General features: G+C 63.4%; 16 protein-coding genes. 7 read left to right on the top strand and 9 right to left on the bottom strand.

The genetic code is table 11. The features are described from left to right. Positions 1-21: 21 nt before the first annotated feature. From RFM52_RS25600 to RFM52_RS25590, 3 genes are all read right to left on the bottom strand, one after another. Positions 22-768 carry a transporter substrate-binding domain-containing protein gene (locus tag RFM52_RS25600; RefSeq protein ID WP_320298540.1) on the bottom strand — a complete coding sequence of 249 codons (747 nt, stop codon included), beginning with the start codon at positions 766-768 and terminating at the stop codon, positions 22-24. Positions 769-785: 17 nt separating this feature from the next. After that, on the bottom strand, positions 786-1,862 hold the full coding sequence (locus RFM52_RS25595; protein WP_320298539.1) for a LacI family DNA-binding transcriptional regulator: 1,077 nt from the start codon (positions 1,860-1,862) through the stop codon (positions 786-788). 122 nt (positions 1,863-1,984) lie between these two features. Further along, entirely contained in the window at positions 1,985-5,038 is a 3,054-nt protein-coding gene (locus tag RFM52_RS25590; RefSeq protein WP_320298574.1) for an aminotransferase class III-fold pyridoxal phosphate-dependent enzyme, read from the bottom strand. A 139-nt stretch (positions 5,039-5,177) separates the two neighbouring features. On the opposite strand from RFM52_RS25590, the gene RFM52_RS25585 reads away from it, so the two are divergent. After that, on the top strand, positions 5,178-5,612 hold the full coding sequence (locus RFM52_RS25585; RefSeq protein WP_320298538.1) for an Lrp/AsnC family transcriptional regulator: 435 nt from the start codon (positions 5,178-5,180) through the stop codon (positions 5,610-5,612). Positions 5,613-5,781: 169 nt separating this feature from the next. On the opposite strand, the gene RFM52_RS25580 is transcribed toward RFM52_RS25585, so the two are convergent. From RFM52_RS25580 to RFM52_RS25560, 5 genes are all read right to left on the bottom strand, one after another. Then, positions 5,782-6,651, bottom strand: coding sequence for an ABC transporter permease (locus RFM52_RS25580; protein ID WP_320298537.1), 870 nt, complete (start codon positions 6,649-6,651; stop codon positions 5,782-5,784). Then, positions 6,644-7,531, bottom strand: a complete 888-nt coding sequence (locus RFM52_RS25575) for an ABC transporter permease (protein WP_320298536.1) — start codon at positions 7,529-7,531, stop codon at positions 6,644-6,646. The genes RFM52_RS25580 and RFM52_RS25575 overlap by 8 nt, the downstream gene beginning before the upstream one ends. Before the next feature lie 17 nt (positions 7,532-7,548). Then, positions 7,549-8,583 (bottom strand): ABC transporter ATP-binding protein, encoded by a 1,035-nt coding sequence (locus RFM52_RS25570; protein ID WP_320298573.1) that lies wholly within the window; start codon positions 8,581-8,583, stop codon positions 7,549-7,551. Between the two features lie 76 nt (positions 8,584-8,659). Then, a complete protein-coding gene (locus RFM52_RS25565; RefSeq protein WP_320298535.1) occupies positions 8,660-9,787 on the bottom strand; it encodes an ABC transporter substrate-binding protein in 1,128 nt (375 codons plus the stop codon). A gap of 126 nt (positions 9,788-9,913) precedes the next feature. Next, on the bottom strand, positions 9,914-11,800 hold the full coding sequence (locus RFM52_RS25560) for an oxidoreductase (RefSeq protein ID WP_320298534.1): 1,887 nt from the start codon (positions 11,798-11,800) through the stop codon (positions 9,914-9,916). A gap of 10 nt (positions 11,801-11,810) precedes the next feature. Between RFM52_RS25560 and RFM52_RS25555 the strand changes: the two genes are divergently transcribed. Continuing rightward, complete coding sequence (locus tag RFM52_RS25555) at positions 11,811-12,773, top strand: helix-turn-helix domain-containing protein (protein ID WP_320298533.1); 963 nt, start codon at positions 11,811-11,813, stop codon at positions 12,771-12,773. Between the two features lie 174 nt (positions 12,774-12,947). Here the strand turns inward: RFM52_RS25555 and RFM52_RS25550 are convergent, their stop codons facing one another. Beyond that, positions 12,948-14,021, bottom strand: coding sequence for a helix-turn-helix domain-containing protein (locus RFM52_RS25550; protein WP_320298532.1), 1,074 nt, complete (start codon positions 14,019-14,021; stop codon positions 12,948-12,950). A gap of 191 nt (positions 14,022-14,212) precedes the next feature. Between RFM52_RS25550 and RFM52_RS25545 the strand changes: the two genes are divergently transcribed. The 5 genes from RFM52_RS25545 to RFM52_RS25525 all read left to right on the top strand — a co-directional run bounded on the left by RFM52_RS25545 (position 14,213) and on the right by RFM52_RS25525 (position 20,847). Beyond that, positions 14,213-16,579: a beta-glucosidase family protein gene (locus tag RFM52_RS25545; protein WP_320298531.1), complete on the top strand. Its 2,367-nt coding sequence runs from the start codon at positions 14,213-14,215 to the stop codon at positions 16,577-16,579. A gap of 81 nt (positions 16,580-16,660) precedes the next feature. Continuing rightward, complete coding sequence (locus RFM52_RS25540) at positions 16,661-17,896, top strand: ABC transporter substrate-binding protein (RefSeq protein WP_320298530.1); 1,236 nt, start codon at positions 16,661-16,663, stop codon at positions 17,894-17,896. 120 nt (positions 17,897-18,016) lie between these two features. Then, complete coding sequence (locus RFM52_RS25535) at positions 18,017-18,892, top strand: carbohydrate ABC transporter permease (protein ID WP_320298529.1); 876 nt, start codon at positions 18,017-18,019, stop codon at positions 18,890-18,892. A gap of 8 nt (positions 18,893-18,900) precedes the next feature. Continuing rightward, positions 18,901-19,773: a carbohydrate ABC transporter permease gene (locus RFM52_RS25530; RefSeq protein ID WP_430699306.1), complete on the top strand. Its 873-nt coding sequence runs from the start codon at positions 18,901-18,903 to the stop codon at positions 19,771-19,773. Positions 19,774-19,776: 3 nt separating this feature from the next. Next, a complete protein-coding gene (locus RFM52_RS25525; RefSeq protein WP_320298527.1) occupies positions 19,777-20,847 on the top strand; it encodes an ABC transporter ATP-binding protein in 1,071 nt (356 codons plus the stop codon). The last annotated feature ends 15 nt before the right edge of the window (positions 20,848-20,862 follow it).

Here is a 20,862-nt window from a genome sequence, read left to right as displayed (position 1 = left end):
CGCCGGGACCATCGACCACGATTACTTGACGCCCCAGTACTTGCTGATCAGCGCGTCCAGCGTGCCATCCTTCTTGATGGCCTCGATGCCTTCGTTGAAGGCCGCGGCGTTCTCGTCGCCCTTGCGGAAGACGAGGCCGAGCGGATCCGACTGGAGGTTGCGGATCGGCACCACCAGTTCGCCTGCGAACTCCTTCTCGTAGGCGGCGGCGTTGGCGTCGTTGATGGCGACGCCGTCGACATCCTTGTTCTTGAGCGCGATCACGGATGCGCTGAAGCTGTCATAGGCCACGACATTGTCCTTGCCGACGATGCCTTCGGCGACCTGGGCGTCGGTCGTGTTGGCCTGGGCCGAGAGCTTCTTGCCCTTCGACTTGAAGTCGCCGACGCTCAAGCCTTCGTCCGCGACACGCATCAGCACGGCCTGGCTGTTGACGATGTAGGGCTCGGAGAAATCCATGGCCTTCTTGCGTTCGTCGGTGATCGAGACGCCGGAGGCGACGAAGTCGAAATTGCCCTGGTCGAGCGCGGCGAAGATGCCGTCCCAGCCGGTGGTGACGAACTCGGCCTTGCAGTTGATCTTGGCGCAGACGGCGTTGACCACATCGACATCGAAGCCGACGATCTGCCCAGTCGCGGTGTCGACGCTCTCCATCGGCGGCGAGGTGGTGTCGGAACCCACCTTCATGAGCTTGCCGCCAAGATCGGCGGCATGCGCGGCGCCAGACGCCAGCAGAGCCAGCGTCAGGCCAAACAGAACTTTCTTCATGCTGTTTCCTCCATTTTTCAAGGATTGTGGCGGCCGAGGCGGCCGCCGAGATTGTCAGCCTGCCGCGCGATCAACTGCGGGCGGAAGACCTCGGTGAGACGCGCGGCATCCTCGCCAGCCATCAGCCGCAGCAGGAATTCGCCCAGCCGGCGGCCGAGCACCTCGATGGGCTGGTAGAGCGTGGTGACGGGCGGACTGAAATAGGCGCTGACGTTGATGTCGTCATAGGCGATCACGTCGACATCTTCGCCGACCCGCAGGCCAAGCGAGCCAAGCGCCGACAGCGCGCCGAGCGTGGTGGATTCGTTGACGCAGACCAGGGCGGTTGGCGGCTGCGGCAGGCCGCGCAGCGTCAGCGTGCTGTCGCGGCCGAAACGGGTGGAGAGGTCACCGCCGGCGACCAGATCGAGCGACGGCTCCAGCCCTGCCTCGCGGAAAGCTCGGACAAAGCCATCGATCCGGTCCAGGGCGTAGGAGAAACGTTGCTCGGCATTGATCAGCGCGATACGGCGGTGTCCGCCGGCGATCAGCCGCGCGGTGGCGGCATGGGCTGCCCATTCGTTGTCGACGTCGACATGGGCATAGGTGAGCGGCTTGCGGCAGCGGCCGAGCGAGACGAAGGGGAAGCCCGATTGCGCCAGCATGGCAATGCGCGCGTCGTCGGCCAGCACGCCGGAGAAGATCAGCCCGTCGGAGAGCTTCTGGTCGGCGACGCGGCGGGCAACGGCGCAGGCGTCCTCGTAGGAACGATAGCCGTGGACCGAAAGCTGGTAATCGCTGCCGTCGAGCGCCTGACTGATGCCGTTCAGGATCTGCGTATATTCGACGCCATCCCATTCGTAGCCGGCGGCTGCGGTGAGCGGCATCAGTACGGCGGCCTGATAGGTCTTGCCGGTGCGCAGTGCCATGCCGCGCGCATTGGCCTGGTAGCCGAGTTCCTTGGCGGCGGCGAGGATTGCCTCGCGGGTCTGCTCGGTGACCACCGGCGAACCGCGCAGCGCTTTCGAGATCGTGCCGATGGAATAGCCGGTGTGCGCCGCCAGCGTCTTGATGGTCGGCGAAAGCCGGCTTGCCGCGATGCTGCCCTCTGCCATGTGCGCCTGCTCTCCTCTCAGGAATGGCATTACCGGCAAATAAAAACGTTTTCAAGAAAAATAAAAACGTTTTTATTATAAGATGCAAGGAAGCTGCTGACGGAGTCGGAGCGGGCCCCCTGCTACTCCTTGCCGGCCAGCACTGCCTCGAAGGTGCCCTCGAGAACCGACAACAGATGATCGGCGTTGGCCCGGGTGAAGATCATCGGCGGGCGCATCTTGAGCACGTTGTCGCCCGGCCCTTCCGTACCCATCAGCACGCCCCGCGCGCGGGCGCCGTCGCATATCTTCTTGGCCAACACCGTCGCCGGCTCCTTCGTCCGGCGGTCGGCGACCAGCTCAATGCCGAGGAACAGCCCCATGCCGCGCACGTCGCCGATAGCCTCGTGACGTTCCTGCATGCCGCGGAAACGCTCGATCAGGTAGTTGCCGATCTCCAAGGCGTTGCGGCGCAGGTCGCCCTGTTCGATCACGTCCAGCACCGCCAGTCCCGCCGCGCAGGACACCGGATTGCCGCCGAACGTGTTGAAATACTCCATGCCGTTGTTGAAGGACGCCGCGACCTCGCGCGTCGTCACCAGCGCCGCCATCGGATGGGCATTGCCGATCGGCTTGCCCATGGTGACGATGTCGGGCACGACACCCTGCGTCTCGAATGCCCACCAATGGCTGCCGACGCGGCCGAAGCCGACCTGAACCTCGTCGGCGACGCACAGCCCGCCGGCCGCGCGCACCATGGCGTAGACCTCGCTGAGGTACCCATCCGGCAGGAAGACCTGCCCGGCGACGCTGGGGATCGATTCTGCCATGAACAGAGCCGGGGCGCGGCCCTCTCGGCGCATGGCGTCGATCTGTTCGGCGACGCTGGCGGCGAAGCGCTTCGCATGCTCCTCCGCTGGCCAGTCCGCCGGCGCGCGATAGCTGTCGGGGATTACCGCCTCGAAGACGTGGGGCTTGCGCCCCTTGCCGCCCTTGCGCTTGTATTTGTAAGGGCTGAGGTCGATCAGTTCCTGGGTCGTGCCATGATAGGCCCAGTCGAGCACGATGGCTTCCTCGCGGCCGGTGTGGGTACGCGCCATGCGCAGCATCAGGCTGTTGGCCTCGCTGCCCGAGCAGGCGAATGAGGCGACGCAGAGCTCCGGAGGCAGTGTTGCCGTCAGCCGCTCGGCATAGGCGACGATGTTGTCGTGCAGGTAGCGTGTGTTGGTGTTGAGCTTCGCGGCCTGTCGGGCGATGGCCTCCACGACATGCGGATGCGCGTGGCCGAGATGGCAGACATTGTTGAAGCAGTCGAGATAGGCGCGACCGCGATCGTCGATCAGCCAGACGCCGTCGCCGCGCACGAACTTGATCGGCTCGGAATAGGAGATCGACAGGTTGGGCAGCATCGTCGCCTTACGGGCCGCGACGATCTCGGCCCGGCTGCGGCCGGTCTGCGTGAAAGTCTCGGGGGGAATGCCCACCAGCGCCGCCGCGTCGGGGAACAATTCGCGCCATACGCCCAGATAGCTCGCCTCGCCGACACCCAGAATCGCGCGTGCCGAGAGGCCGGTATCGGCCGAAATCTGGAGATGCAGATGCGGCGCCCAGCCGCCGTTTTGCGCGTGCGCGCCCATCTCGCCGACAAGCGCGCCGGCGGCGAGCTTCTGGCCGGGCTTCAGCCGCGCCACGACTTCATGGGCAAGATGCCCCCAGAGCGTGACGAAGGCAGGGCAGCCCTCGGGCTCGTGCAGCAGTGCCACGAGGCCGCCATAGCCGAGCGGCTCCTCCTCGATCTCGGCGCTCTGGACTGTCGCGGCGAGCGGTGTGTGGACCTTGGTGCCGGCCGGCATGAAGAGGTCGAGGCCGAGATGGCGGTCGCGCCGGCCGCCGTCGATGAAGCGCGACTTGAACATGTCGCCCGAGTAGACGTTGCGCGCCTCGCCCCATGGCCCGATGCCGAGGGCGACGCCCGTTTCGCTCGCATGGGCTTCCCACCAGGCGGAGGCCTTTTCAGGGTCGGCGGCAGCGGAGGCCACCGTCATCGGATTGGCGGCGTCGCCATAGGGCACCAGCGCCTTGGCCAGCGTGGCCGGGTGCGGGCGCACGACCGGCGCCATGTTCTTGGCATTGCGATCGATCCAGGTCGCGATAGCAGTTGCGCCGGGCACCGCATCGAAGCCGCAGGCATGACGCAGGATCGCCGTGGCAAAGCGCGGGTTCATCGCATCGAGGCGCCGCAGCATGCGCCAGGCCGGTGCCTCGCTGATCGCCAGGTAGGGATTGTCGCCGACACGGCTGGCGCGCGCCGCCGAAAGCGTCACGCTGATGACCAGTCGCGCCATGATGAGGTCGAACAAGACGTCGAGTTCTTCCTCACGCAACGGATAAAGGGCGTGGAAGCCGGCCGCCAGTTCGGCCACGGCGCCGATCGGGTCCGCCTGGTCGAGTATGGCATAGGCGCTGGCCACCGCCACCTCGGCGATCAGCACCGTGTGCAGTGCGTCGCCGAAATCGATCATGCCGGCGACGCTGTCCGGCCGGTGCGGATCGACCAGGACGTTCCAGTCATTGGCGTCGTTGTGGATGACCTGCGTCCGCAACATTGCGAGACGGGGCGCCACCTGCTTGTCGAAGCGATCGAGGAAGCGCTCCAGCAAGGCGCGGTCGCCGGCATCGGCAACATGAGCGAGCCGGGCGCGGGCTTCGCCGACGCGCCGGACATCCCAGTCCAGCGCGCGCAGGGCGCCGGAGTGGATGAAGCCCTGCAGGGCGCGATCCATGCGGCCCAGCATCTGGCCGAGAGAATTGAGAACGGCGGGGCTGCGTGTGCTTTCGGCGAGCGGCCTGCCCGGAAGCCATGACACCATGCGCAGCGAATGACGCTCGCCAGACGCCGCCAGGGTGGTCGCCAGCGCGGTGCCCGATGCCGCCTTTCTCAGGCGCGGCAGCGAAAGGTCGGGCGCGACAGCCGCCAGATGAGCGAGCAAGGCCACCTGGAAAGCGCTCTCCAGGCCGGGTTCGCTGGCGTTGATGATCTTGAAGGTCCAGGTTCCGGCACTGGAAGCCAGCCGGAAGTTCTGGTCGCGCTCACTGTCGAGAGGGCTAAGCTCGCCTTCGATGCCGAAGTGCTCGCTCGCCAGAAGGGCGGCCTGGTCTATCGGGAAAGCGGGTGCAGGATGGTGGAGATCGGTCATCGGGTCTGCCGGCATGTCGCTGAAATTGGTGGATAGTTTTGCATGGCCGTGCAAATCAGACATCCGGCAAAGCGCCGGCCCTGCCGGCAGTCTGACGTGATCAGCCGGCATATTGCCGGCGCGCCCATGGAGCCCCGCGGTGAAGCAGCCGGACGCAAAAGACCACGAGATCCTCGCCATCCTTTCCAAGGAGGCGCGCATCCCGCTGAAGGCGCTGGCTGCGCGCGTCGGCCTTTCGCGCAGCGCCGCCAGCGAGCGGGTGGCGCAGCTCGAGCGCGCCGGCGTGATCCGAGGCTATCGCGCCGATATCGGCCAGATGGACCGGGACGTCATCCGGGCCTTCCTTCTGGTGACGCTAGCCCGCACGCCCTCGATGAGCATCCTCGACAAGCTGGCCGGTTACGCCGAGGTGCGGCGCGTGTCCTCGATCAGCGGCCAGCTCGACCTCGTCGTCGAGGTCGAGGTGCCGTCGATCGACCGACTGAACAATCTGCGCGACAACATCGCCAGCGGGCCGGCGGTGCAGGACCTGACGACGCTGATCGTGCTGCGCCGGGATATCGACAGGGAGTAATAAAGGGGCGCTCTCTGGAGTGCCCCCTGAGGGTGGACAGTATCAAGCGGCGTTTTGATCCGTCATCATCATGGCGCTTGGGACACCGCTGGTGCTCGGCCCCTTTTGCCGTAGGCCTCAGCCTCGTGCGGTTTGGGCCAGGCGACTGGCGGCGATCAGATATATTTCCCTAATTCTTGCGAAGCTGCCTGATGTACCAAACCATGATTAGCGACAGGCTGACGAAGACGGCGGCGGCGAGGATGACCGAGGCGACGGCGAGCCGTGGCGTGCCGGCCGAGCGGAGGCTGAGCCACATCAACACCGGTAGGGTCTGGGTGTCGCGTGTCGTGAGGAACAGCGCCATGACGAATTCGTTGAGCGATATTACGAAGGCGAACAGGGCGGATGAGATGATGCCGGTCGAAACCGACGGCAAGACGATCTCCAGGAAGGTCCGCAGCGGCCTGCCCCCGAGATCGTATGAGGCTTCGACGACGCGATGGTCCACCGTACGGAAGGTCGCCTCCATCAGCATGAAGACCAGCGGCATCGCCCACAGCGAATGCGCGAGCATGACGAGCGCCCGCGAGCCGTAGATGTTGATGCCCAGGAGCGAGACATCGCCGAAAGCCATCGCGACGCCCAGCCCCAGCACGACGCCGGGCATGAAGAGCGGCAGCATGATCAGGAGATAGACGAGAGGCTTGAAGACAAAGGTGAAACGCTCGAACGCCCAGGCTGCGAGGACCCCCGATACCGTCGAGATGACTGTCGTTCCGAGCGCGATGATGATGCTGCTCGTCAAGGCATCGACCCACTGCGGGCTGGCGAAGAAATCGCCATACCATTTCAGCGACCAGACCTTGATAGGGAAGCGGATCGCCGATGCATCGTTGAAGGACATGGCGAGCGTGACCAGCATTGGGATCGCGATATAGGCGATGATGGAGACGGTGAAGGCAAACGTCAGGATGCGCAGAAAAATGGTGTCCTTGCGCGCCCGTAGCGCGGGTATGGCCGCGGCATTGCGCGTCGGAAGGATCGAAGTTTCAGCCATTGAGCGCGGTCCGTTTCGACGTCAGCGCGCGGACGATCACCATCACCAGCGCGACGCCGATGGTCAGCACGATCGAGAAGGCGGCCGCGCGGGGCCAGTTGTGCTTGCCCAGCATCTGTTCCTGGATCAGGTAGCCGATCGTCCAGAGCGTATCCGGGCCGAGCGCCGAGGGCGTCGCATAGGTGCCGACCGCCCAGATGAAGGACTGTGCGAAGGCCGCGGCGATTCCGCCTTTTGTAAGCGGCAGGAGCACTTCATAAAAGGTCCGCAGCGGCGCGGAGCCGAGATCAGCGCTGGCCTCCAGCACCTTCTTGTCGATGCCATCGAAGATCGACAGCAGGATGAAGAAGCAGAACGGCAAGGTCACGTAGGTCAGACCGACGAAGGCCGCGAATTCGGTGTACATCAGGCTGATCTTGTCGGTGATGAGCCCGGACGAGACGAGCGCGTAGCTGAGCAGGCCGTTCTTCGGAAAGAACATCCACCAGCCGAAGATGATCGATATCTCCGAAATCAGCAGCGGGCAAAGCGCCAGCGCGATGAACGCCAGCCGCCAGCGCTTCGGCTTCAGCCACACCAGCATCGCGAAGGCGTAGCCGATGACGACCGTGACGACGGAAGAGATGAGGGCCAGCCGCATCGTCGTGAACAGCGCGCCGCGGAAGGTCTGGTCAGTCAGCATGGCCGCGTAATTATCGAACGTGAAGCCCGGCACGTAGAAGCGCTGGTCGATGTGCTCATTGAAGCTCATGCGCGCCATGAAGGCGATCGGCAGGCCGAAAAAGGCGACCGCGATCAGAAGTGCCGGCGCCATCAGCAGCCAAGGCGCAAGCCGCGCGCGCAGCCCGGCCTTTCGTCTGGCGGCGTCCGGAGCGCTCATTTCCGAGGTTCCGATGCTCATTGATAGGCGATCATGTCTGCGGTCTGCCAGCCGATGTCGACGAGGTCGCCCGGCCTGTGCGCGACAGCTCCCGGATGATCGACGAACAACTCCAGCTTCGCGGCCTTGAAATGGTAGCGGTGAACGTCGCCAAGGAACTCGGTGAAATCGAGACGGGCCTTCAGGCCGTTCGGCATGTCGGCGCGGCCGAGATGCATCCGGCTCGGCCGAATGTAGAGGCGCCAGGCACCGTCGCCTGGAGGATTGGAAAGACGCAGGTCGATAGGCTCGCCGTCGCTGTCGGCGGCGCCGCCGGCGACTATCCGGGCCTTCAGGCAACAGCTCTCGCCGATGAAGGTGTAGACGAATTCGTTGGCCGGCTCGCCAAACACCTTTTCGGGACGGTCGATCTGCTCGATCCGGCCACCTCGCATCACCGCGATGCGGCTCGACATAGCCATCGCTTCCCCCTGATCGTGGGTAACGTAGATGGCACTAAAGCCGATCTCCTCGTGAAGGCGCTTGATCTCGGCGCGCAGCTGCAACCGCAGCGACAGGTCGAGCGCCGACAGCGGCTCGTCGAATAACAAGATCGCGGGGCGGACCACCATCGCCCTGGCCAATGCCACGCGTTGCTTCTGCCCGCCCGACAATTGCGCTGGATATCGCTGTTCGTAGCCGGAAAGCCGCACGACCTCGAGAGCCTGCTTCACACGCGGCGCGATGTCGGCCTTGGCGACGCCGCGCATGCGAAGGCCATAGGCCACATTCTCGGCCACGGTCTTGTGCGGGAAAAGCGCGCCGCTCTGGAAGATGGTCGTCGTGTCGCGCTGGTAGGCGGGCAGGTGGTCGATGCGGATGCCGTTGATGCGGATCGCGCCGGCATCCGGCCGTTCGAAGCCGCCGATCAGCCGCAACGTCGAGGTCTTGCCCGAGCCCGACGGGCCGAGCAGCGTGACGAATTCGCCACGTTTCACATCGATGGAAACATTGTCGACTGCCACGACGCCACCGTAGGCGCGCCGCACACTGTCGAGTTCCAGTGCATTCATGTCAGCCAAAACCGTCAACTCCGCGTCGAAGCGCGCGAAGCACCCCCCTGCGGGGGCGCTTCGCGCGGGCTTGGGGTCAGCCCTGTGTCGTCTTGGCGATGGTTTCCTTCATGCGGGCGCTGTAGACATCCCAATGCGGGCCGAACTTGTCCCAGCCATCGATGCCGAACAGCTTGTAGGTGCCGCGCAGCGCTTCCTCGCTGCGCGGATAGCTCGGCCAGTGCGGCGGGGGCTCGAGACCCTGCAGCGACATGAAGTCCGTCGAGGCATTGAGGAAGTTCTGCTGCGTCTCCTTTTCGAGCAGGTAGCTCAGGAAGAGATCGCTGAGCTCCGAATGCCTGGTGCCGCGCACCTTCATGAACCAGTTGCTGTAGGAGGCCGTGCCTTCCTTGGGGATGGCGGCCTCGAAATCGTCGCCATACTGCTTGATGAATCCGTAGGCGTCGGCGGAATACATCATCGCCACCGCCGCCTCTTCCTGGGTCATGAGATTGGTCAGCTCGGCGCCATCCTTGTACCATTTGGCGACCTTGAGCTTGTCAAGTTCCTTGAACAGGAGCTCGACGTCGTCGGGCGAGCCGAACACTTCGTCGATGCCGGGTTTGGCGGAGGAGAGCAGCGCCGGGATGCAGAGATCCCAGTAGAAGGCGGAAGCGTCGAGGGTCGATTTGCCCATCGCCTTCTCGTCCCAGAAGCCCTTCCAACTCTCGGGCTTCAGACCGCTCGACTTGGACGTCAGCATCCACAGCGAGCCGGTGCCGAAGGGCACGCCATAGTCCTTCGCCGGGCCGCGATTCTCGTCGAACCAGGGATAGACATTGGCATTGCCAGGAATCTTCGACCGGTCGACCTTGGTGAACACGTTCTGTGCCATGCCGGTCGTGGTCGTGTACTCGTCGGCGATCGTCAGGTCGAAAGGCGGATTGTCGGCGGGCGCCGCGACGATCTGGGCGATCATCTGGTCCCAGCCGCCGACGGTTTCGACCTTCGTGCCGTATTTCTCGTTGAACGGCTTGACCACCGCCTCGCGAAAGCTGAGCTCATGGTTTCCCGACCAGGACACCACGATCAGCCCTTCGCCGGCAAAGGCCGTCGCGGCCGAGGCGACGTTTGCGCGGCCAAGGATCGCGGGCATTCCGATCGCGGCGCCGAGCGCTAGTTTCATTGCGCCGCGGCGGCTGATACCATTTCCTTCGAATGCCATGAATTCTCCTCCAGTTTGCTCAAGGACGGACTGTCGGCTTTCCGCGGGCATCTCCGTCCACCCATTCATTCCTTTGTCGTCCCCATCCGGCGCCTGAAAGCGACCGGCACGTCTGTCCGATGCCGCCTACAGCGCGGCGCCGACCTTCAATCCTTCGTAAACGGCCTCCTCCGCGGTGCGCGGGGCCATGCTGTCCCCGATGATGTGCAGTTCCGGCACCTTGCCCGCCAGTATGTCGCTCAATTCGCTTACCGGCTCATGTCCCAGGCAAAGCACCAGGGTGTCGACATTCTCGAACATGATCGGCTGTTCGCTGGCGGTATGCTGCATGTAGACGGTGCCGCCGTCGCAGCCGAAGAGGCGGGCATACGGGGTTACGACCACGCCAAGCCTGTGCAGTTCGGCGGCAATGTTGTCGCGCACGTAGAGCGGCAGCAACTCGCCTGGATGGGTGCCGTTGACGGCAAGTTCGACGCTGCAGCCGTCATTGACCAGCATCTCGGCGATGCCTGGTCCGATCCAGTCGCAACGCCAGTCCGCCACCACAGTGCGGCTCCCCGTCTTGACCTGCTTCCTCAGCACCTGCCAGGCATCGACGACCTGAACGCTTCCGTCATCGGGCATTTCCGGAAGATAAGGTCTGGCACCGGTCGCGATGACCACCGCGTCCGGCCTTTCCGCTTCGACCAAGGATTGGTCGACGCGCGCGCCCTTGACCACGCGCACTTGCGTCAGTTCGAGTTCGCGCGAAAGATTGGTGACGATGCCCCCGAATTCGGCGCGGCGCGGCAGTAGCTGGGCCAGCAGCGCCTGTCCTCCCAGATGAGAGGACGCCTCATAGAGGGTGACCTGATGCCCCCGGGCGGCCGCGACGGCGGCGGCCTTCATTCCCGCCGGACCGCCACCGACGACCATCACTTTCTTCGGACGCGGGGCCGGTGTGAGCTTGCCAAATCTGAGCTCGCGCCCCGTCTCGGGATGTTGGATGCAGGAGATGGGAAATCCCCGGTGGAAATGCCCAATGCAGGCCTGGTTGCAGGCGATGCAGGCGCGGATGTCGTCCGTGCGGCCTTCTTCGGCTTTCGCGGGCATGTCGGGATCGCAGATCAGCGCCCGCGTCATGCCGCAGACATCCGCAGAACCCTCCGTCAGCACCGCCTCGGCTTCATGCGGCTGGTTGATGCGCCCGGCCACCATGATCGGTATGTCGAGTGCCTGCCTGAACCGTGCAGCGTCGCTTGCCAGATAGGCGTTGCGATAAGCCATGGGCGGCACGATATGCACCGCGCCGCCGGCGGAAGCGGAGGTGCCGGCAGTGACATTGACGTAGTCGAGCAATGGCTCGAGTCCAAGGCAGGTCTCCAGCGCCTCGTCCATGGTCAGGCCGTGCTCGTCACGTTCGCTGCCGCTGATGCGCAAGCCGATGACGAAGTCCTCGGATGTCGCCGCGCGCATCGCGGCGAGCGCTTCGGTCGCGAAGCGCAGGCGGTTCTCCAGCGACCCGCCATAGTTATCTACACGGCGGTTGACGCGCGGATTGAAGAACTGCGCCGGCAGGTAGCCGTGGCTGGCGACGAACTCGACGCCGTCCAGCCCCGCCTTGTGCATCCGCCGCGCCGCCTCGGCGTAGCCGCGAACGATCTCGTCGATCAGGCGTTTGTCGAGCTCGCGCGGCATGACACGGAAGCGCTCGTTCGGCGACACGGATGGCGCGTAGGCCACCGTCAGCAGCCCATCGCCGCCTTCCATGATCTCCCGGCCTGGATGGAAGAGCTGGGAAAAGATCTTGCAGTCATGCGCATGGCAGACCTCGGCCAGCTTCCGGTAACCGGCGATGCATTCGTCTTGCGTCGCCATGAGCATGTGCGAGGTGTAGCGCGCCGTCTCGTGGACGCCCGCGACCTGGCTGACAATAAGCCCGGCTCCGCCCCGCGCCCGCGCCTCGTGGTAGGCGATCAGCGCATCGTTGACCAGGCCGTCGGTCGGCAATGTCGTATCGTGCCCGGTGGACATGATACGATTCTTGAGCCGCACGCCACGGATCCGCAAAGGTTGGAAAAGGCGCGGGAATGGCGTCGAGGGTTGTTTGATATGCGCGGCGCCGGCCATCGATTTCCTCCGTCGCTGGCAAACTACGCTCTCATATTTTGCCATAAGTAAAAAATCCAGATATTTTTTTACCAATGGCAAAATTCATTGCGAATTATCGCCGGCGGTGAAATGGTTCTCCCTGGGCCTGAAAAGACTGGCGACGTTGAAGGGTTCGTGCGGAAAGGCTGGAATTCCAAATGCCCACCTTGCGGACAGCGCTTTTGATCGACAAGAACGGAGATCTTTGGCCGAGTTGGGTGGCCCGTTTTCATCGGGCATTGTATCCGGAGTGAGCATGTCGTCTGAAGGCGGCCCTGAAACCGGGCTGGTATCTGTTGGCGGCGATCCGGTTCTTGGGGATCGCATTCGCGGCTTGCGCAAACGGCGCAAGATGACGCTTTCGCAGTTGTCGGAAAGCGCCAACCTTTCCATCGGCTATATCAGCCAGATCGAGCGTAACCTTGCCTACCCATCGATTCCGGCCCTGGTGAATATCGCCCGAAGCCTGGGCGTGACCGTGCAGTGGTTTTTCGCCGGCGCCTCGCCCGTACCGCAGGAAGAGCATGGCTATGTCGTCAGGAGCGGCAACCGCCTGAAGATACAGTATGAGGGCGGTATCATCGACGAGCTTGTCACGCCGAAGATGAGCCTGCAGGTGGAGATGATCTATACGCGCCTGCCGCCAGGAACCGAAAGCGCCGAAAGCTACACCCACGAGGGCGACGGCGTCGGCTTCGTCGTCTCGGGCGAACTCGACATCTGGGTCGGCGAGCGACATTTCCACCTCTACGAAGGAGACAGTTGCTCCTATTCGTCAGGCGAGCCGCACAGGTACAAGAATGCGGGTGGGCGAGAGGCCGTCGTGATCTGGGCAATCAGCCCGCCAAGTTTCTAGCCTCGGATTTGTGGAAACCGAGATCGCCTGGTGCTCGGGCAGCCGGCAATGCAAGGCATACTGCGGGTCGTCGTCCGAGATGATGTCCATCAGCAGCGCCGCATCGCGGGCCGCGCCATCTCAGGCGCACCTCCCGCGAAGCGATTTCCGAGCCCGGTTTACTTATTCGAGGCCCTATTCTTTCCCCGTGGACCCGAACAGCTTCGCCGTCGAGGCAGCGCTGTGCGGCGCACTGAGAACAATCTGTCGCTTGCCGCCAGGCGCGAGCCCGACCGCCAGTTCAGCCGCCTTGCCGACGCCGGCTGCATGCGCGACCAGAAGCCTTTGAACCTCAGCGGCATCCTCCGTCGTCAGCACACTCTGAGGTTTCGATGACCGATGGCCGCGGCGGAACTCGGCCGGGCTGCAGCCGAACCGGGCCCGGAACTTATTGTAGAAGACGGCTGGATTGCCGAAGCCGCCGCGCTCCATGATGATCCCGATCGTGTCATTGGTGGTGCGCAGCGCTTCGGCGGCGCTGTCGAGCCGCAGGTTCTGCGAATAATCGCGATAGCCGATTCCCAGATGTCGCTTGAACAGGCGGGAAAGGTGGCTGAGCGTCAGCCCCTCCTCTTCAGCGATCTCGCCGAGATTCTGCCCTTCGTCCTGATCACTCAACGTGTCCATGATCCGCAGGATCCGGTCGCGGCTGTCGGACCGCAACTGCGCGCCCGCCGCATCGGCCACTTCATGCGGGATCCAGCGGTAGACGTAGCAGGCAAGCAGGCTGGCGATGGTCTGGCGTACCATGATCTCTTCGGGATGGTTGCTCAGATCCAGCGCCAGCCGCGCCATCAGCGCCTTGATCGGCGCAACCCGATGCATGAAGGACTGGCTGTGCAGGAAGGTGCGGCAAAGATACTGCCGCGAAGCGAAGCCGGGCAGGCCCAGCCGCTCGAAATGGGCAGCGTCGAGATGTACGCCGCAGATCAACGTATCGCGCGAAATGGACGTCGAATTGTGCGGTACGTCGGCATTGATGATGATGGCGTCGTCCTGCTCCATCTCGCAGACCTGCCCATCCACCACGAGGCGAAACCGCCCGCGCAGCACGAAAAGAATCTCCATCTCCCGGTGCCAATGATAGGGCACGTCGGCATAGCCGTGCACGAAGGCGCGGCAGTGCCCTTCGCCCGTAGGGCCGTGATCCTCGAAACCGCAACCGGCCTTCTCGCGCCCAGGCTCGGGCCTCAGGTAGGCGACATTCATCCGTGACCTCCGTGGATTTGCTTACTAGATATCAAAAACTGTCGTAATTCCAGTGCAAGTTTCGCGGCTAGATGACGAGCTGACGCTATGTCATCGTTTCTTCGTTCTCCGGCGGATGGTCGATCCGCGCAAGCGCGGAAGCCTGCGGCCATCGGCATGCCGATGGCCGCGACAATGAAGTGGACAGCCCGATGACGTGGAATATTTCCGACAAGGAACTCGGCGCCCTCCTGGATCAGATGACCCTTGAGGAAAAGACGACGCTGGTGACGGGTCATGGCCTTTGGCGCACTTCCGCCAATTACAGGCTCAACATTCCCGAGATCCTGATGACCGACGGAACCTACGGCGTACGTTATTCGATCGAACAGATCGATGGCCCGCAGGATAGCGACAGCCAGCTCGCGTCGTTCCTCAGCGTCGTCAACGCCGACCTTTCGCGTGGCGTGGAAGGCGCATTCGGGTCCACCCGTCCGGCAACCTGCTTCCCCAACGGATCGTCCTTCGCCTGCTCCTGGGACGTGGGTCTCGCCCACGAGCTCGGCGAGGCGCTCGCCGACGAATGCCAAGCCTTCGGCGTCAACATCCTGCTCGGTCCCGGCATCAATATTCGTCGTACTCCGCTCGCCGGGCGCAGCTATGAATATTATTCGGAAGACCCGATCCTGTCCGGCGAGATCGCGGCAGCGGTCATCAACGGCATGCAGAAGAACGGCGTCGGCGCTTCGCTCAAGCACTTCGCATGCAACAATTCCGAAGTGCAGCGGACCACGATGAGCTCAGTCGTCGAGGAGCGCGCCCTGCGCGAAATCTATCTGGCCGGGTTCGAGAGGGCGATCCGCAAGAGCAACCCCTGGACCGTCATGAGTTCCTACAACCGCCTGAACGATGTGCAGGCGGCCGAGAACCGCTGGCTCTTGACGGACGTGCTCCGCGAGGAATGGGGTTATGACGGCGTTGTCGTGTCCGACTGGCACGGCATCAAGGATCGCGCGGCCTCGATGAACGCCGGCAACGATCTCGATATGCCGGAAAGCGCGGCGCGCCGGCAGGAGTTGCTCGAGGCCGTGAAGGACGGCCGCGTTTCGGCGAAGGCGCTGGACCGGTCGTGCCTGCGCATCCTCAAGCTGATCCGGACGGCGCGCAACGGCCTTCGCACGAACATTACCGCCGACTTCAGGAAGCATCACGCGCTGTCGCAGCGCATGGCGGTCGAATCGATCGTGCTGCTGAGGAACCAGGCAGGCCTCCTGCCGCTCGACGGAACGAAGCTGCAAAGGATTGCCGTGGTGGGTGCCGCAGCGCGCGAGCCGGTTATCCAGGGGTCGGGCTGCGCCACGACGCGCCCGACCGAGGTCGATATTCCACTCGACGAGATTCGTCGCCTGGCGCCGGGCGCCACCGTTACCTTCAACGTGGTTTCCGACTTTGCGCCCGACAGCGCCGGCGAACAGGCGGCGCTTACCAACATCGACGCCGCCGACGTGGCGCTGTTCTTCGGCAATACCGAGGTAGGTTACGACGGCGAAGGCTCCGACCGTACGGACCTCAACCTGCATGACGGCCAGGACGAACTGATCGACCGGCTTTCCAGGCGTAACGGCAGGTTCGCCGTAATCCTCGCCACGCCAGACGCCGTCGCCATGCCCTGGGTAAACCAGACCGCGGCTGTCCTGGCGATGTTCTTCGGCGGACAGGGCGCGGGCCGCGCCGTGGCTGAAGTGCTGTTTGGGGTCCATAATCCGTGCGGAAAACTCACCGTCACTTTCCCGGTGAAACTCGAGGACACACCTGGCTTCCTCACCTATCCAGGAGAGAACAACAGGCACATCTACAGCGAAGGCATCCACGTCGGATACCGTTCCTACGACAAGCGCAAACTCGCTCCGCAGTTCCCGTTCGGGTTCGGCCTGAGCTACACAACGTTCGACTATTCCAACATCGAAATCGATTTGCACAGCATCGACGAAGCGGACACCTTCACCGTGTCCTTCGATGTCACCAACACAGGCAAGCGCGCCGGCAAAGAGATCGCACAGATCTATTCCCGGCCGCACAACCCGCGCCTCATTCGTCCGCTCCGCGAACTCAAGGGCTTCGTCAAATTCGAGTTGCAGCCGGGAGAAACCAAGCGCGTCGAGGTGACGATCGAGGCGCGCGACCTGCGCTACTATGACTGCGACCATCGCAGATGGCTGCTCGACGCCGGCAAGCTGACGATCGAAGTGGCGGCATCCTCGCGCGACATCCGGCTGGAAAGGACGATCGACGTCGAAGCGCCGGCGCTGCCGTCGAGCATCCTCACCGTCGAAAGCCAGCCTGCCACCGTGCTGGAGCAGGAATTCGCGCGCAAGCGCTTCGGCGCCTTTCTCAAGGAACAACTCGATCTCGACGACGAGGAAACCGTCAAGCTGCTGGAATATTGCGGCGGTTCCTTCCTGGGGATCTACAACACCGTCGCCTGGGTAGCCGGAGACAAGATCTCCAAGGACGCCATGGCCGCGTTCCTGGACAGCCTCAACAGGGAAATGGGCAGAGCCATCGGCAAGGCGGCCTGACGGGTTCGGCAACCGCCTTGCCGCCCGGCCAGCGAAAGATCGCTCAAAATCAACAAGAATGACTTCAGAAAGGGAACCAGGATGAACCTGAAACGCCACTCCTCCACGATAGCCCTTGCCGGGCTGCTTGCCGCATCCACGCCTGCCTTCGCCCAGACCGTCGACGTGCAGCAGTACTGGACGAGCGCCAGCGAATCGAAGGCCATGAATACGATCGCCGATGCCTACAAGGCCCGCGGCGGCAAATGGATAGACAGCCCTTCGGCCGATTTCGACTCCACCATCGCGGCGGCGACCAGCCGCATCGCCGGCGGCGAACCGCCCTCGGCGGTGCTGATGACGCCAAGCGCGGCTATGCGGGACCTCGCCTCCTCCGGGCAGCTTCGCAACTTCGATGATCTCGCCGCGGCGAATGGCTGGCAGAAGGCAATGCCACCCGTCGTCTGGGACAAGCTGAACGTCGACGGCCATCTCGTCGGCCTGCCGGTGGGCATTCATGCCGACAACTGGGTCTGGTACTCCAAAGCGGCCTTCGAGGCGGCGAAAATCGAGGAGCCGAAGACGCTCGACGAAATGTTCGCCGCCGCCGACAAGCTGAAGGCGGCTGGATACACCGCATTCGCCGTCGGCGGCGAGCCCTGGCAGGAGGTGACCATCCTCACCTCCATGATCATCGCGCTCGGAGGTCCCGATTACTGGAACGAGCTTTTCATCAAGCGCGATCCCGAGGCGTTGAAGTCGCCGATCCTGCCCAAGGCTTTCGAATTGTTCCGCAAGGTTTCGACCTACGCCGATCCGGCCAGCCCCGGCCGCTCCTGGAACGAGACCACGAACATGGTGGTGACGGGCAAGGCGGGAATGCAGTTCATGGGAGACTGGGCGCGCGGCGAATTCCTTGCCGCAGGCCAGGTCGCCGGCAAGAATTTCGGCTGTTTCCTGATGCCGACCGACAAGCCCGCCTACGCCATCGTCGTCGACATCTTCGCATTCCCCCTCAACAAGGACGAGGATCGTATCAAGGGCCAGACCATGCTTGCTGAAACCGTCATGGACCCGGCGGTAGAGGCAAAGATCGCAGCCGTGAAAGGCTCCGTCCCGTCGCGCCTGGACGTCGACACCAGCACGCTGGACCTGTGCGCGGTCAGGGGCGTCAAATCGCTCGGCACACCCGGCGTGACGGTCTCTTCCACCTACGACGCTCTTCCGGGCGACCTCAACGGCCGGATGACGGATCTTGCGACGCAGTTTTGGACCGATCCCTCGATGACGGTAGATACTGGTGTCAAGAGCTTGGGGGACATCCTCCAGAGCAAGTGAGCCTGGGGACAGGAACGGTTAAAACGCTGTTCCGGCGGCACCTGTCTGGAGGAAGATACCGACAGGTGTCGCCGGCCCCAGTGAGGGACGCGGACGCGGCTTGCCCGCGGGAGGATTGGAATGTCGACCTGGCTCAAGCGGCAGGGTTTCAAGCCGGACATCACGGTGGCGGTCTTCTTCGCGATCGTGGCGGTCTTCTTCTATGGCTCGATCCTGTGGACCTTCTACATGTCCCTGACACGCTCGACCCTGATCCCCAAATACGAGATCGTCGGTATCGATCAGTATTTCGACCTGTTCACCAACCAGCGCTGGCTCGTCTCCTGCCTGAACATGGTGATTTTCGGCGTGTTCTACATGCTTGGCACGCTAGCGTTCGGAACCCTGCTGGCGGTACTTGCCGACCGCGGCATCAAAGCCGAGTCGTTGTTCCGCACGACCTTCCTCTATCCTCTTGCGGTATCGCTGATCATCACCGGCCTTTCCTGGCGCTGGATCCTCGATCCGACGACCGGTCTGCAGGCACTGATGCGCGACGCCGGCTGGGACAGCTTCACCTTCGACTGGCTGACGCGCCCCGACCGCGCCATCTACACGCTGGTCATCGCCAGCATCTGGCACTCCGCCGGCCTGGTGATGGTGATCGTGCTGGCCGGACTACGCGGCATCGACAACGATCTTTGGAAAGCAATCAGGATGGAGGGCATTCCGCCGTGGCGTGCATATTGCCAGGTGATCTTTCCCGGCATGCGGCCTGTCATCGCCTCCTGCGTGGTGTTGCTCATGTCCGAAGTGATCCGGGGCTACGACTTGATCATCGCCATGACCAAGGGCGGTCCCGGCATCGCCACCGAGATGCCGGCGAAGTTCGCGGTGGATTTCTATTTTGCCCGCGTCAACCTCGGGCTGGCTTCGGCGGCGTCGATCATGATGCTGGTGTTGTCGCTCATCATGCTCACCCCCTATTTCTATAGCGAATTCCGGAGGCGGACATGACAGTCGCCATCGCCCGCCGGCGACCGGTATTCGGGCCGCGCGCCGCCCGCATCGGGCTCTATGCCTTCCTCGCCGTGTCCGCCATCTTCTTCCTCCTGCCGCTTCTGCTGGTCATCATGAACTCGCTGAAGCCGATGGAGGAGATTCGCCAGGGCAACCTGCTAGCGCTGCCGGTCAATCCGAATTTCGATGCATGGGTGAGCGCCTGGCAGAGCGCGTGCACAGGCCTCGAATGTGCCGGCGTCCGACCCGGCTTGTGGAACTCCATCAAGATCACCATACCGAGCGTGGTCATTTCCACCCTGGCAGGAGCCCTCAACGGCTATGCGCTGGCGCAGTGGAAATCGCGCCATGCCAATATGATCATGCTGCTGGTCACGGTCGGCCTGTTTATCCCCTACCAGGCGATGCTCTATCCGACCGTGAAGATCCTCAGCAATGTCGGGCTCTTCCGCACCTATCCGGGCATCGTCTTCGTGCATGTCATCTATGGTCTGCCGTATACGACGCTGCTCTTCCGCAATTTCTATGTCGGCATACCCGACGAGATCAGCCGCGCGGCGCGGATGGAAGGAGCGCGCTTCCTCAGAACCTTCTGGTCGATCATCCTGCCGATCTCGACCAACATCCTGGTGGTGGTCGCCATCCTGCAATTCACAGGCATCTGGAACGACTACCTGCTCGGCCTGATCTTCGCCGGCAACGACAATTTGCCGATGACGGTGCAACTGACCAACATCGTCGGCAATTCACGCGGCGCCGCAAATCCCAACGTCAACATGGCTGCGGCGCTGATAACCGCGATCCCGACGCTCGTCGTCTATTTCCTGTCGGGCCGGTACTTCGTGCGCGGCATCGCCGCCGGCGCCGTGAAGGGTTGAAACATGTCCAGCATTTCTCTGCGCCAAATCAAGAAATCCTTTGGCGGCCTCATCATCCTCCATTCCATCGACATGGAGATCGAGAAGGGAGAGTTCGTCGTCATCCTAGGCCCGTCGGGTTGCGGCAAATCCACCCTCCTCAACGTGATCGCCGGCCTCGATGAGTGCGACGAAGGCCAGACCGTCATCGAGGGGAAGGACGTCAGCGGGCTGGAGCCGAGCGAACGGGGCCTGGCGATGGTGTTCCAGTCCTACGCGCTGTTTCCGGCCATGACGGCGCGCCGCAACCTTTCCTTCGGCATGGAGATTGCCGGAACGCCAAAGGCAACGGTGGCCGAGAAGGTCGCCTGGGTGGCCAAGCTCCTGCAGATCGAGGCCCTGCTCGACCGCAAGCCGGCCCAGCTTTCCGGCGGCCAGCGCCAGCGCGTGGCCATCGGCCGCGCTCTGGTGCGCTCCTCGAGCATCTGTCTGTTCGACGAGCCGCTGTCGAATCTCGATGCCAAGCTGCGTGCCGAGACCCGCGTCGAACTCAAGCAACTGCATGAAACCCTGGGGTCGACGATGATCTACGTCACCCATGACCAGATCGAAGCCATGACCATGGCCGACCGCGTCGCCGTCATGCACAAGGGTAAGGTCGAGCAATTTGCCCATCCGCAATCGATCTACGAGAAGCCGGCCAGTCTTTTCGTGGCCGGTTTCGTGGGGTCGCCCGCGATGAACTTCATCGAAGGCAGGCTCGACGGATCGGGGCGCTTCGTGACCGGCGATATCTCCGTCGACACCGGCGATTACGCGTTCGAGGAGCCGTGGGCTTCAGGCGACGCCGTGCTCGGCGTCCGGTCCGAGGACATATCGGTCGTGGATTGCGGCGCGCCGCGGAGCATCCCGGCAACACTGGCCTTCACGGAACTGCTGGGTGCGGATGCGCTAGGCTGGTTCGATTGTCTCGGCAAGCGCTTCAGCGTCCGGCTCGGCATCGAGGCGGCGCGATCGATGCGGAAGGAAGTCGGCCTGCGTTTCAATATGGCGACGGCGTCGATCTTCTCGAAAGCAACGGAACGGCGGCTCTGAGGCCGCGCTTATAGG

The sequence above is a fragment of the Mesorhizobium humile genome (genome assembly GCF_033977215.1).
Lineage (GTDB): Bacteria > Pseudomonadota > Alphaproteobacteria > Rhizobiales > Rhizobiaceae > Mesorhizobium > Mesorhizobium humile.
The sequence above is the reverse complement of the archived record's forward strand: the minus strand, read 5'-3'. Positions and strand labels throughout refer to the sequence as shown.

Coding starts and splice junctions, on each gene's coding strand:
- RFM52_RS25600 (WP_320298540.1), bottom strand. CDS start 768: ATGAAGAAAGTTCTGTTTGGCCTGACGCTGGCTCTGCTGGCGTCTGGC.
- RFM52_RS25595 (WP_320298539.1), bottom strand. CDS start 1,862: ATGGCAGAGGGCAGCATCGCGGCAAGCCGGCTTTCGCCGACCATCAAG.
- RFM52_RS25590 (WP_320298574.1), bottom strand. CDS start 5,038: ATGACCGATCTCCACCATCCTGCACCCGCTTTCCCGATAGACCAGGCC.
- RFM52_RS25580 (WP_320298537.1), bottom strand. CDS start 6,651: ATGGCTGAAACTTCGATCCTTCCGACGCGCAATGCCGCGGCCATACCC.
- RFM52_RS25575 (WP_320298536.1), bottom strand. CDS start 7,531: ATGAGCGCTCCGGACGCCGCCAGACGAAAGGCCGGGCTGCGCGCGCGG.
- RFM52_RS25570 (WP_320298573.1), bottom strand. CDS start 8,583: ATGAATGCACTGGAACTCGACAGTGTGCGGCGCGCCTACGGTGGCGTC.
- RFM52_RS25565 (WP_320298535.1), bottom strand. CDS start 9,787: ATGGCATTCGAAGGAAATGGTATCAGCCGCCGCGGCGCAATGAAACTA.
- RFM52_RS25560 (WP_320298534.1), bottom strand. CDS start 11,800: ATGTCCACCGGGCACGATACGACATTGCCGACCGACGGCCTGGTCAAC.
- RFM52_RS25550 (WP_320298532.1), bottom strand. CDS start 14,021: ATGAATGTCGCCTACCTGAGGCCCGAGCCTGGGCGCGAGAAGGCCGGT.
- RFM52_RS25545 (WP_320298531.1), top strand. CDS start 14,213: ATGACGTGGAATATTTCCGACAAGGAACTCGGCGCCCTCCTGGATCAG.
- RFM52_RS25540 (WP_320298530.1), top strand. CDS start 16,661: ATGAACCTGAAACGCCACTCCTCCACGATAGCCCTTGCCGGGCTGCTT.
- RFM52_RS25535 (WP_320298529.1), top strand. CDS start 18,017: ATGTCGACCTGGCTCAAGCGGCAGGGTTTCAAGCCGGACATCACGGTG.
- RFM52_RS25525 (WP_320298527.1), top strand. CDS start 19,777: ATGTCCAGCATTTCTCTGCGCCAAATCAAGAAATCCTTTGGCGGCCTC.